At 68.2% G+C, this 11,809-nt stretch carries 10 protein-coding genes; 7 read left to right on the plus strand and 3 right to left on the minus strand.

Annotated features, from left to right (window positions below; all coding sequences use genetic code 11):
* Positions 1-282: 282 nt before the first annotated feature.
* The gene (locus MKK50_RS16740) at positions 283-933 is read right to left on the minus strand and encodes a class II aldolase/adducin family protein (protein WP_253368336.1); all 651 of its coding nucleotides are present in this window, start codon (positions 931-933) and stop codon (positions 283-285) included.
* A 340-nt stretch (positions 934-1,273) separates the two neighbouring features.
* Here MKK50_RS16740 and MKK50_RS16745 point away from each other — a divergent pair, with 340 nt between their 5' ends.
* Entirely contained in the window at positions 1,274-3,976 is a 2,703-nt protein-coding gene (locus tag MKK50_RS16745; protein ID WP_499023923.1) for a bifunctional acetate--CoA ligase family protein/GNAT family N-acetyltransferase, read from the plus strand.
* 131 nt (positions 3,977-4,107) lie between these two features.
* Here MKK50_RS16745 and MKK50_RS16750 read toward each other — a convergent pair whose 3' ends face one another.
* Together MKK50_RS16750 and MKK50_RS16755 are read right to left on the minus strand one after the other, a co-directional pair.
* Positions 4,108-4,635 carry a Dps family protein gene (locus MKK50_RS16750; RefSeq protein ID WP_253368339.1) on the minus strand — a complete coding sequence of 176 codons (528 nt, stop codon included), beginning with the start codon at positions 4,633-4,635 and terminating at the stop codon, positions 4,108-4,110.
* A 147-nt stretch (positions 4,636-4,782) separates the two neighbouring features.
* Positions 4,783-6,561 carry a L,D-transpeptidase family protein gene (locus tag MKK50_RS16755; protein WP_499023926.1) on the minus strand — a complete coding sequence of 593 codons (1,779 nt, stop codon included), beginning with the start codon at positions 6,559-6,561 and terminating at the stop codon, positions 4,783-4,785.
* A 261-nt stretch (positions 6,562-6,822) separates the two neighbouring features.
* Between MKK50_RS16755 and ruvB the strand changes: the two genes are divergently transcribed.
* The 6 genes from ruvB to MKK50_RS16785 all read left to right on the plus strand — a co-directional run bounded on the left by ruvB (position 6,823) and on the right by MKK50_RS16785 (position 11,809).
* Complete coding sequence (ruvB, locus tag MKK50_RS16760; RefSeq protein ID WP_253368343.1) at positions 6,823-7,893, plus strand: Holliday junction branch migration DNA helicase RuvB; 1,071 nt, start codon at positions 6,823-6,825, stop codon at positions 7,891-7,893.
* Positions 7,886-8,827, plus strand: coding sequence for a metallophosphoesterase (locus tag MKK50_RS16765; protein ID WP_499023928.1), 942 nt, complete (start codon positions 7,886-7,888; stop codon positions 8,825-8,827). The genes ruvB and MKK50_RS16765 overlap by 8 nt, the downstream gene beginning before the upstream one ends.
* 305 nt (positions 8,828-9,132) lie before the next feature.
* The gene (locus tag MKK50_RS16770; protein ID WP_253368344.1) at positions 9,133-9,849 is read left to right on the plus strand and encodes a DUF4142 domain-containing protein; all 717 of its coding nucleotides are present in this window, start codon (positions 9,133-9,135) and stop codon (positions 9,847-9,849) included.
* 149 nt (positions 9,850-9,998) lie between these two features.
* Positions 9,999-10,421, plus strand: a complete 423-nt coding sequence (ybgC, locus tag MKK50_RS16775; RefSeq protein WP_499023930.1) for a tol-pal system-associated acyl-CoA thioesterase — start codon at positions 9,999-10,001, stop codon at positions 10,419-10,421.
* 190 nt (positions 10,422-10,611) lie between these two features.
* Positions 10,612-11,328: a protein TolQ gene (gene tolQ / locus MKK50_RS16780; RefSeq protein ID WP_253368348.1), complete on the plus strand. Its 717-nt coding sequence runs from the start codon at positions 10,612-10,614 to the stop codon at positions 11,326-11,328.
* Positions 11,329-11,359: 31 nt separating this feature from the next.
* Complete coding sequence (locus MKK50_RS16785) at positions 11,360-11,809, plus strand: ExbD/TolR family protein (protein WP_253368350.1); 450 nt, start codon at positions 11,360-11,362, stop codon at positions 11,807-11,809.

Raw genomic sequence — 11,809 nt, forward strand, 5'->3', positions numbered from 1 at the left:
TCAAACCCATTCGCAAGCCCCAGGAAACAAGATCAAAAAACGATCAAAACATATCTTGCTAGACCTGCTGCAACAGCGATGCAGCAAAGAATTTGCTGAACTCCGAGACCAATTATATGTAGAAAAAATTATTCTAGAAATTCGAAGAATACCACTCCCAGTATATTTATAAAATACCGCTGAAATAGTTAGTATTGCTGTGGATATATTCGATATGTGTTTTGGTATGATCGATCAGTATCTTCGAAAACAGAAAAAATTGAAATTGCTCGATACTTGGATTCAATGCCCGGATTTCTCCCGGGGACCGTAGGATTTGAATCGCTCCACCGTCTCGGCGACCTCGGCATCGGACAACACCACCGGTGCGCCGACCTGCAAGGCGATCGCATATTGGCGGCATAGAGCTTCGACTTCGACGGCGAGCCACATAGCCTTCGAGAGATTCGGCCCGGTGGCGATCATGCCGTGGTTGGCGAGCAGGCAGGCGCTGCGGCCTTCGAGGGCATCGAGGGCGAAATTCGAGAGTCCCTGCGTGCCATAGGGAGCGTAGGGGGCGCAACGGATGGTCGGACCGCCGGCCATCGCGATCATGTAATGCACCGCCGGAATCTCCCGGCCGCAGATCGCAAAGCCGGTCGCGTAGGGCGGGTGGGCGTGGACGACGGCACCGATCTCGGGCCGCGCCGCCAGAATGTCCCGATGGAAGCGCCACTCGGAGGAGGGGGCCAGCGGATGCTCCCAGCGCCCGTCGAAATCCATGGGGACAAGGTCATCGGGGCTGAGCTGCTCGGCTGGAATCCCGGAGGGCGTCACGAGGAAGCCGCTTCCGGTTCGAACGGAAAGGTTGCCCGAGGTTCCCTGGCTGAGACCAAGATCGAGCATCCGGCGCATCGCCTCGACCATCGCTTGACGGATCGCGAAAGTCGGCACGGACAACTCCTCTGACGGCGGATCGATCATGCGATGCGGAGCGCGCACGGAACGGGCTTTGTCGGGCACGATTGCTCCAGCAACCATCGAGACCGATTCGAGACACTACCGGCAGCAGCGGCCGGGTGAAACAGGGGAAGGTCGAGCCGGATAGGGATTGCCGGGCCGCGACGCTTGCGCCTGATACGGCAGGCACGCTCGCCGAACACGTGTATGGGGGAGGGGCATACGCGCCGCACGAGCTTCAGGTGCGGCCCCGTCGCGCTGATTGCGGTCGATCTGTTCCGTCGGACGGCGGTTTGACGCTCGGCCTCGGGCCCTGAGATGATATAGCCGGCCCATGAGCACCTATCGATTCGAGGCTCTGCTCGCCCCGCGCCGCATCGCCGTGGTCGGAGCGGGCGATCGACCCGGCTCCGTCGGCCGGGCGATCATCGACGGCCTGCGCGCGGGCGGATTCACCGGCGATATCGTCCCGGTCCATCCGCGCGAGACCAGCGTCGATGGATTGGCCTGCAGCCCGCGCCTCGCCGACATCCCGCAGGCTCCCGACCTCGTCATGATCGCCACGCCCCCGGCGGCAGTGCCGGGCATCGTCGAGGAGGCGGGGCAGATCGGCGCCGCTGCGGCGGTGATCCTGTCCGCCCATCTCGGCGTCGGCGAGGCGGCCCCGGCCGGTGCCGCCCAGGCGGCGGCACGGCGGCACGGCTTGCGGCTGATCGGGCCCGACAGCATCGGCTTGAGCGTGCCGGCGCGCGGCCTCAATGCGAGCCTGCTCGCTCGCCCGCCGAAGCCGGGGGATCTCGCCCTCATCTCGCAATCGGGCACCGTCGCCTCGGCCATCGCCGAATGGGGGTGGCGGCACGGGGCCGGCTTCTCCGCAGTGATGACGCTGGGCCGCTCCGCCGATATCGACATCGCCGACTGCCTCGACCACTTCGCCGAGGATTTCCACACCCGCGCGATCATCCTCTCGCTGCACCACGTGGCCGATGCGCGGAAATTCCTCACGGCGGCCCGGGCGGCGGCCCGTGCCAAGCCGGTCGTGGTGCTGCGCACCGGGCGCCACGATGCACCCGGCCACCGGCCGGAAACGCATACGGGCGCGCTCGCCCGGCCCGGCGCCGTCTACGAGGCCGCCTTCCGCCGGGCGGGCCTGCTGGCGGTGGACGGGCTCGATGCCATGTTCGCCGCCGTCGAGACACTGGGGCGCCAGCGCCCCTTCCCCGGCAACCGGCTGATGATCGTCTCCAACGGGCGCGGCATCGGCGCGCTTGCCGCCGATCACTTGGCCGATCTCGGCGGCACGCTGGCGGAGCCCGCACCGGCAACGCAGGACTGCCTGGCCCCGGTGCGGCACGGCCGGGGCGCCAACCCGCTCGATCTCGGCATCGACGCCGTGCCGAGCGATTACGTCGGCGCACTGGAACCGCTGCTCGCCGGGCGCGACAGCGACGCGATCGTCGCGATCCACGTCCCCACCGCGCGGGCGGGCAGCCGAGAGGTCGCCGAGACCGTGGCCGGTGCCGTCGCCAAGGCGCGGTCGGCGGGGCGCCGCAAGCCGGTCTTCGCGGTCTCGATCGGCGAGGACGAGGCGATCCGCGCGATCTACGCCGAGGCCAAGATCCCGCTTTTCGCGACCGATGCCGACGCGGTCGAGGGCTTCCTGCACCTCGTGCGCTACCGCGAGGCCCAGAACGACCTGATGCGCACGCCCGACGCCCTGCCGCGTGCGTTCACGCCGGACGTCGCCGCCGCGCGCCGCATCGTCGGGGAGGCGCTGGCGGAAGGCCGCACCTGGCTGGACCCCTACGCGGTGACCGAGTTGCTGACCGCCTACCGGATCGTCTCGCTACCCGTCACGCTGGCGCCCGATCCCGACGGGGCCGCGGCGGCGGCCTGGCCGCTGATCGCGGGCGGCGGCACGGTAGTGCTCAAGCTCGTCTCACCGGACGTGGTGCACAAATCGGAGGTGGGCGGCGTACGCCTCGGCCTCACCTCGGAGGCCGACGTGCGCGAGGCGGCCCATGCCATGATCGCGCGCGTCCGGGAACTGCGCCCCGACGCGCGGGTGGCGGGCTTTGCCGTGCAGCCGATGCTGCGCCGGCCACAGGGGCGGGAGCTGATCGCGGGGCTGGCCGAAGATCCAGTCTTCGGCCCCGTGGTCGTGTTCGGGCGCGGCGGCACGGCAGTCGAGGTGATCGACGACCGGGCCCTGGCGCTGCCGCCGCTCGATCTGGCCTTGGCGAGCGAGTTGATCGGCCGCACCCGCGTCGCCCGCCGTCTCGAAGCCTATCGCGACGTGCCGGCGGCGGACCTGCCGGCCATCGCGCTGCTGCTGGTGAAGCTGGCCCAACTCGCAGCCGACCTGCCGGCGGTGCGCGAACTCGACATCAATCCCCTGATCGCCGACGCCGACGGCGTGGTCGCCCTCGACGCGCGCGTACGCATCGCGCCGGAGCCGAGCCGACCGGAGCGCCGCCGCGGCAACTGGCACCCGCGCTTCGCAATCCGGCCCTATCCGTCCGATTGGGAACGGCGGCTCGATCTCGGAGAGCGGTGCATCCAGGTCCGGCCGGTCCGGCCCGACGACGAGGGCATGTTCCGCGCCTTCTTTGCGCAGGTGGACCCCGAGGATGTGCGCCTGCGCTTCTTCGCACCGGTGCGGGACTTCAGCCACGCCTTCCTCGCCCGGCTGACACAGCTCGACTATTCCCGTGCCATCGCCTTTGTCGCCCTCGACGAAACGGCGGAGGAGGACCGGCGCATGCTGGGCGCCGTCCGCCTGCACGCCAACGCCAACCACGACACGGGCGAGTTCGCGATCCTCGTGCGCTCCGACATCAAGGGGACGGGCCTCGGCGTCGCCCTCATGCGGATGATGATCGATTGGGCGCGGGCCGAGGGCATCGCTGTGGTCGAGGGCAGCGTACTCGCCGAGAACCGGCCGATGCGGGCGGTTTGCCGCCACCTCGGGTTCGTCGAGAAGTCGGTTCCGGACGACCCGAGCCTCGTGAAGGCAACGCTGACCGTCGGGGCGTAGAGCATCGTCCCGAAAGGTGGCCACCGGCTTTCGGAAAAAGACGATGCTCCGGCGATCGCGGGTGGCTCCGCAGAAATGAAAAAGACCGCTGACCCTTTCCGATCGGCGGCCTCTCGGCATCGAGGAAGAGCTCAGTGGCCGCTATCGGTGGCCTCGCGGGTCGACTCGTAGAGGAACCACGTGCGCTCCTCGGACTGATCGATCCACTCTTCGATGAGGCTCGTGGTCGAGACGTCGTTGGCTTCGTCGGTGACGCTGTGCAGCTCGCGCATGTTGGCGGTGAGCGCCTTGTTGTCGTCGCGCAGCTCCTTCAGCATCTCCAGCGGGCTGACGTAGTCCGCATTGTTGTCGGGGACGCGCTTGAGCCCATCGGCCTGCCCGAGGGAGCGAAGGGTCGTACCGCCGATCTTGCGGGCGCGCTCGCCGACGGCGTCGATGATCGCGAAGATCTGCTCGGACTGCTCGTCGAGCAGCAGGTGGTAGTCGCGGAAATTCGGCCCGCTGACATGCCAGTGGAAATTCTTGGTCTTGATGTAAAGCGCGAAGAGATCCGACAGGAGAACGGTCAGACCCTCGGAGATCTTCTTGACGTCGTTCGGGTCGAGATCGGTCGGGGTATTGAGCCGGTCGCTGGGGACGCGCAGCTTAGCCTTGGCCATGGGGTGATATCCTTGACACTCTGCAATCGAATTTTGACCGGCGACAAGAACGCCGGCACTCGATCGGCAGAATGAGAAAGCGGGAACCTTTGTTCCGCTCCGCATGGCAGCGCTGCTGTGGATGGGACGCGGCGCCGCGCGGGCGCCTCAGCCCCGCCCGCCGACGAGGCCGGGTGGCATCGGGACCGGCTCGCTCTCGGGCCCACGGGCGGGCGGCACGGTTTTCCGGGCCTGCGGCTTCGGCGAAGCGGGCAGGGCGGTCGCGGGTGCCGGACTGGAGGGTGACCCGACCGGTGCAGGCTTGGCCGATGCGGGTTTGCTGGGTGCAGCCTGCGCGGTGGGCAAGGGGCGCGGCGCGGCGCCTGCTGCGGCCGGCCGGGGTGTCGGCGCCGCGCGGGGCGTGATGGCGCCGGTGGTGGTCACGTCGGGGACGGGCGATGTCGCGGCGGCCGGCGCCGGGGGCGTGTCGAGGCCGTAGATGTCGTCGCGGAAATGCACCCGGCCGTCCGAGGTCGCGTAGCCGGTCATGTAGACGAAGGCGACCGGGGTCGGCTTCACGAGCTTTACGTCACGCCGCTCGCCGACGGCGATGGCGGTCTCGATCTCGATCGGCCCCCAGGCGGAGCTCGGCCCGTTCGGTCCCTCGGTGCCCTGAAGCAGCCACGCGGCGAACTCCTTGACTTGGCCGACGCGCACGCAGCCATGCGAATGGAAGCGCACCGAGCCGGCGAACAGCGATTTCGAGGGCGTGTCGTGCATGTAGATCGCGTGGCGGTTCGGCATATCGATGCGCACTTGGCCCAGCGAGTTGTCGAGGCCGGAATCCTGGCGCAGCGTGTAGTTGGTCGCCTTCTGCGTGTTCCAGTCGATCGCGGTCGGATCGACTTCGACGCCGCCGGGGCCGAGAATGCGGATACGGTTCTTGGCGAGATAGCCGGGATTCTTGCGCATGGTCGGGATGATCTCGTTCTTGATCACCGAGACGGGCACGGTCCAGGTCGGGTTGAGGTTCACGTCGGTGATGCGGGTCTCGACCGCGGGCGTCTGCTTGTCGGGCGAGCCGACCACGGCGACGTAGCGGCGCGTCACCACACCGTTCTCCACCGCCTCCACCGTGGCGGAGGGGATGTTCACGGTCACGTAGCGCTCGCCGAAGCCGAAGCCCGACCCCAGCAGACGCTGGGCCGAGGCGCGCAATTGCCGCTGCCGCACGTCGGCCGGCACATTGAGGGCGTTCAGCGTCAGACGGCCGAAGATGCCGGCATCCGGCAGGCCGTGGCGGGCCTGGAACGACTTCACCGCCGCGACCAGCGGCGGATCGAACCGATCGGAGGGCGGCGCGTCGGCGGGAAGGTCGCCGGTCAGGGTCAGGTGATGGCGGAGCGAGGGGATCGCGGCGTGGCTGTCGCCGGGCTTAGGCGCGAAGTCGGCGGGCAGCGTCTTCCAGCCGCCGGCCTCGGCGTAGACCTGATAGCGCTCGGCAGCGCGCATCGTATCGACGAAGGTCTGCGCGGTGTAGCTCGGCAGCGGATCCTCGGACACGCGGGCATAGACGACCGGCAGCAATTCCCGCGAAGCCTTCTTGGCCGGAGACGTCTCGGCCGGAACGGCCACCGTGTCGGCGGTCGGACGCTCCAGTTTCGGCGCGGTCTTCACGTCGGGCTTCGGATCGGCTTTCGGGGCGACCTTGACTTCCGCCTTGTCCGCCCGTGGCTCCGGCTTGGGATCAGCCCTCAGTTCGCGCTTCGGCTCCGGGGCGGCCTCGGCCTTCGGCTCGATCCGCAGGTTGATCCGGGAATCGGGCTGCGGCTCGGGGACGGGCTCGGCCCGCAGCGGGGCGGCGAGCAGCAGGGCGAGGGCGGCTCCGGTGCCGCCGATGAGCCGGGCGCGGCGGGGCCTGCGCGGGGTGGGGATCACATTCGGCATCGCGGATCTCATCGGGTGCACGGCCCGATCATCGGCGCGGTTGGTTACCAACTCGCTCACCCCCTCGCCGTCGGCGTGTCCCGGAGCACGCAGGGCTCGGCGAAACGGACCGTCCTGCCGCGGTGGTGCGGGCGTGCAGGATGTGCAAAACGCGGGGTCGGAATGCCTCACGAGACGCCCGGTCGCCGACCGTTTCCCCTCGGGGCGACGGCGCCGCGGACGTTTTGCGAGAGTCCTCGGCCGACGCCCCGCGAGACCCCCGTGAGCGAAGACAAGACACCGAAGCCCGGCAAGACCCTGCTGAGCCCCGAGCGCCGGCCGGACGACGCCGACCAGTCGATCCGCCCCCTGAACCTCTCCGAGTTCATCGGGCAGCGGGCAGCCCGCGCCAACATGCAGATCTTCATCGAGGCGGCCAAGAAGACCGGCCAAGCCCTCGATCACGTCCTGTTCGTCGGCCCGCCGGGCCTCGGCAAGACGACGCTGGCGCAGATCGTCGCCCGCGAACTCGGCGTCAACTTTCGCTCGACCTCCGGCCCGGTGATCGCCAAGGCCGGGGATCTCGCCGCACAGCTGACCAATCTGGAGGAGCGCGACGTCCTGTTCATCGACGAGATCCACCGCCTCAACCCGGCGGTGGAGGAGATTCTCTATCCGGCGATGGAGGATTACCAGCTCGACCTCATCATCGGCGAAGGCCCGGCCGCCCGCTCGGTGAAGATCGAGTTGCCGAAATTCACCCTCGTCGGCGCCACCACCCGCGCGGGCCTGCTCACCACTCCGCTGCGCGACCGCTTCGGCATCCCGATCCGCCTCGAATTCTACGAGATCGACGAGTTGGAACTCATCGTCCGCCGCGGCGCGCGGGTGCTCGGCCTCGGCATGTCGGAGGAGGGCGCCAACGAGATCGCCAAGCGCGCCCGCGGCACGCCACGCATCGCCGGGCGCCTGCTGCGTCGGGTGCGCGACTTCGCCATCGTCGAGGACGCGACGACGGTGAGCCGCGCCATCGCCGACCGGGCGCTGCAGATGCTCGACGTCGATCCCGTCGGCCTCGACGTGATGGACCGTAAGTATCTCACGCTGATCGCGGCCTCGTTCGGCGGCGGCCCGGTCGGGATCGAGACGATCGCGGCGGCCCTGTCCGAGCCGCGCGACGCGATCGAGGATATCATCGAGCCTTACCTGATCCAGAAGGGCTTCGTGCAGCGCACCCCGCGCGGGCGGGTGCTGACGCCGCACGCCTTCCGGCACATGGGCTTTGCCGAACCCCGCCGCGATCCGGGCTCGCAGTTCGGCCTGTTCGGCGGCAGCGACGATCCGGATGCCTGAGGGTTCGAGCCCCGTCTCCGTTACGCGACGGACGGTGCTGATCGGGCTCGGCGCGACGGCGCTGACCGGGGCGGGGTTGGGCGCCTATGCAGTCGGCATCGAACCGATGCGGCTCGCGGTGACGCGCTACCGATTGCGGCCGATCGGCCCCTGGCCGGAGGGCCTGACCTTGCGGATCGTCGCGTTGGCCGACATCCATGCCTGCGAGCCATGGATGCCGACTGCGCGCATCGCTGGCATCGTCGCAGCGGCTAATGCCCTTCAAGGCGACGTGATCGTGCTGCTCGGCGACTACGTCTCCGGCATGCGGGTCGTCACGCGCTACGTGGACGCTGCCGAATGGGCGCCGGTGCTCGGACAACTCGCCGCGCCGTTGGGCACTTACGCCATCCTCCGCAACCACGATTGGTGGGAGGACAAGACGGCCCAGACCCGTGGTGCCAGCCCGACGATCGCGGGCGAGGCGCTCCGGCGCGCCGGTATCCCCGTTCTGGAGAACGATGCGCGGCCGCTTTCGGTCAGAGGCCATACGGTCTGGCTCGCCGGGCTCGGCGACCAGCTCGCGCTTTTGCCGGGTCGGAAGCGCCACGGTCACCCCCGCATCGGCCTCGACGACTTGGCCGGAACGCTGGCGAAGGTCCCCGACAGCGCGCCCGCGATGCTGCTGGCACACGAGCCCGACATCTTTCCGCAGGTCCCGCCGCGGATCGCGCTCACGCTCTCGGGCCATACCCATGGCGGACAGGTGCGCCTGTTCGGGCGCTCTCCGGTCGTCCCCTCTCGCTACGGCAACCGCTTCGCCTACGGCCATGTCCGCGAGCAGGCGGATCTCATCATTTCCGGTGGGCTCGGCACAAGCATCGCGCCGGTGCGTCTCGGCGTACCGCCGGAGATCGTCGTCGTCGAACTCGGTGCCGATGGTCCAGGGAACTGAGACATGCGTCGAACACATAGCGACCGCGACATAATCGACGAAAAAGTGAGCATATTTTAACTATTTAAGGCTGCACCGGCCACGATCTCCACGATGCAAATTTGAAACAAGCATTTGTTTCAAAACGATTTATTTTGTAGTTGTAGGTTCTTCCAGCGGCAATCCGGCGCATCTGCGGTCATCGAAGGCAGCGCTGGCGGCATGCGGAACAGGCGTGCACCGCACAAGTTGAGGGCCCGACCCCGCTCTTCGGGAGCGCCGGCCCAACGAACGATTTCAGCACGACCTTCAAGGAACTCTCCGCCATGAAGACGACCGTCCTGGCCGCCCTCGGCCTGTCCGTCGCTACCCTCGCCACGCCCGCCCTGGCTCAGGACGCCCTGCCGCTGCGCATCGGCAGCGACGCGCCGATCGGGCGCGCCGCAACCGACACCCGCGACTTCCGCGCCGAGGCTTTGCGCTCGGATGCCACCAGCATCGAGGCGAGCCGGATCGCCCTGGAGCGTTCCCGCAACCCGCGGGTCCGCAACTATGCCAACCGAATCCTCGTCGAGCGTGAGGCGACCACCCGGGCGCTGCTGCCCGAGGGCACCTCGCTGACCGCGAGCGGTCGCGTCGTCTCCGACCAGCAGGGTATCCCCACCCGCCTCGATAATCCGCTTGGCGTGGTGCTGGCCCCGGTGACGCTGGCCGCCAACATTGGCACCGGCATCGTCGGTGGCGTGCTCGGCGGCGTCGGCCTCGTGGACAACAGCCCGGGCGAGCCCGGCCGTCGCGTCGCCCTCGGCCCGAACGGCCAGCAGCGCCTCGAGCGCCTGCGCTCGGCCCGTTCGGCCCGCGAGTTCGATCAGGCCTATGTCGCGGGTCAGGCTCGCTCGGATGCCCGCACGCTGGCCCTCTACAGCAGCTACGCCCGCAACGGCGACAGCGCCGACGGCCGCACCTTCGCGAACCAGGCGCTGCCCTACATCGCCGATGAGCACGCCCACTCGGCGAGCCTCGCCAACCGCATCGGCGGCTGATCCAAGCAAACCCGTCCCATCTGGCAGGGCTGTTCCCGAAAGGGGGCGGCCCTCGCCTCATGACGCCGATCGACGACAGGCCGCGCACTCGTCTCGCCACGCGCGGCCTGAACCTCTAGACACCGGTTCTTCCTCGCAACCGGATTTCCATGACGACAGCGGCACCTGAGAATGCGCACCGGCTCCCGGTGCGGATCTATTACGAGGACACCGATTTCTCGGGCTTCGTCTATCACGCGAGCTACCTGCGCTTCATGGAGCGGGGCCGCACCGAACTCCTGCGCGCTCTCGCGGGCGACCAATCCGAGATGCACGCGGAAGGCGCAGGCTTCGTCTTCGTCGTGCGGAAGATGACCCTCGACTTCCTCAAGCCCGCCCGCATGGACGATTGGATCGACGTGCTGACTTGGTCGAGCGAGCTGCGCGGCGCCTCGATGCATCTCGCTCAGGAAGTGCGCCGCGGCGGGGAAACGCTGGTGCGCGCCGAGGTCGTGGTCGCCTGCGTCAGAAACGGCCGGGCGATCCGCCTGCCGGACGGGTTGCGCCGGGCGCTCACCCCACCCAACACCTGAACGAAACCGATCCTTAACCTTGAGAGGTGCTTAACGATCCCTCGCAGGGAAAGCCTCACCGCCACGAAAGCGCCCGGAGGCGACCCTTACTTTCGACAGATTCACGAGTGATCTCAAGCCTCATCGCTCAAAGGATCAGTCGGCAGTCCGGTGCGCCTCGGCGCGGCCCTGACGACGCGAGGATCGTTCGATGACCCCAGCCGATGCCATGCAGGCCGCGCCCGTCGCAGACATGAGCCTGTTCGGCTTGTTCTGGCAGGCGCACTTCGTCGTCAAGCTCGTGATGGTGGGCCTGCTCGGCGCCTCGATCTGGTGCTGGTCGATCATCGTCGACAAGACCCTGCTGTTCCGCCGGGTCGAGGCCGAGATGGACGCCTTCGAGGAGGCGTTCTGGTCCGGCCGCTCGCTGGAGGAACTCTACCGCTCCTTCAACGACCGCCAGCCCACCGGCCTCGGCGCGCTGTTCGTCGCCGCCATGCGGGAGTGGAAGCGCTCCTTCGAGGGCTCGGGCCGGCAGATCCACTCGCTGTCGCAGCGCATCGACAAGGTGCTCGACGTGACGATCCAGCGCGAGGTCGAGCGGCTCGATTCGCGCCTCCTGTTTCTCGCCTCGATCGGCTCGGCCGGCCCCTATATCGGCCTGTTCGGCACGGTCTGGGGCATCATGACCGCCTTCACCTCGATCGCGGCCTCGAAGAACACCTCGCTCGCCGTCGTGGCGCCCGGCATCGCCGAGGCTCTATTCGCCACCGCCATCGGCCTGTTCGCGGCGATCCCGGCGGTGCTCGCCTACAACAAGCTTCAGGCCACCGTGTCGAAGTCGCAGTCGCGGTTGGAGGGCTTCGCCGACGAGTTCTCGGCGATCCTGTCGCGGCAGATCGACGAGCGCCTTTCGGTCGCCGCCTGATCCGGCCGTTACAGCAGCGGGAGCCAATCCAATGGGCATGACGCACGGCGCGGCACAGGGCGGCGGCAAGCGCCGCCGCCGCGGACGGCGCGGACACGGCGCCATCAACGAAATCAACATGACGCCGTTCATCGACGTCGTGCTGGTGCTGCTGATCGTCTTCATGGTCGCGGCACCGATGATGACCGTCGGCGTGCCCCTCGACCTGCCGCAATCGAAGGCGAGCCCGCTCAACTCCGACGTCAAGCCGATCACGCTCTCGATCCGCCGCACGGGCGAGGTCTATCTCGGTGAGGTCGAGCTGAAGGACGACGACATCGTGCCCCAGCTCATGCAGACTTCGAAGACCGGCACCGAGGAGCGGGTGTTCGTGCGCGGCGACAAGCGCGTCGATTACGGGCGCGTGGCCCAGGTGATGGCGATCGTGACCGGCGGCGGCTTCAAGAAGGTCGCCCTCGTCACCGAGCCGGAATCGAATTAG

The sequence above is a fragment of the Methylobacterium sp. J-043 genome, from assembly GCF_022829505.1.
In the GTDB taxonomy this organism is placed as follows: Bacteria; Pseudomonadota; Alphaproteobacteria; order Rhizobiales; family Beijerinckiaceae; genus Methylobacterium; species Methylobacterium extorquens_A.

Coding starts and splice junctions, on each gene's coding strand:
- MKK50_RS16765 (WP_499023928.1), top strand. CDS start 7,886: ATGCCTGAGGGTTCGAGCCCCGTCTCCGTTACGCGACGGACGGTGCTG.
- MKK50_RS16785 (WP_253368350.1), top strand. CDS start 11,360: ATGGGCATGACGCACGGCGCGGCACAGGGCGGCGGCAAGCGCCGCCGC.
- MKK50_RS16750 (WP_253368339.1), bottom strand. CDS start 4,635: ATGGCCAAGGCTAAGCTGCGCGTCCCCAGCGACCGGCTCAATACCCCG.
- MKK50_RS16770 (WP_253368344.1), top strand. CDS start 9,133: ATGAAGACGACCGTCCTGGCCGCCCTCGGCCTGTCCGTCGCTACCCTC.
- tolQ (WP_253368348.1), top strand. CDS start 10,612: ATGACCCCAGCCGATGCCATGCAGGCCGCGCCCGTCGCAGACATGAGC.
- ybgC (WP_499023930.1), top strand. CDS start 9,999: ATGACGACAGCGGCACCTGAGAATGCGCACCGGCTCCCGGTGCGGATC.
- MKK50_RS16755 (WP_499023926.1), bottom strand. CDS start 6,561: ATGCCGAATGTGATCCCCACCCCGCGCAGGCCCCGCCGCGCCCGGCTC.
- MKK50_RS16745 (WP_499023923.1), top strand. CDS start 1,274: ATGAGCACCTATCGATTCGAGGCTCTGCTCGCCCCGCGCCGCATCGCC.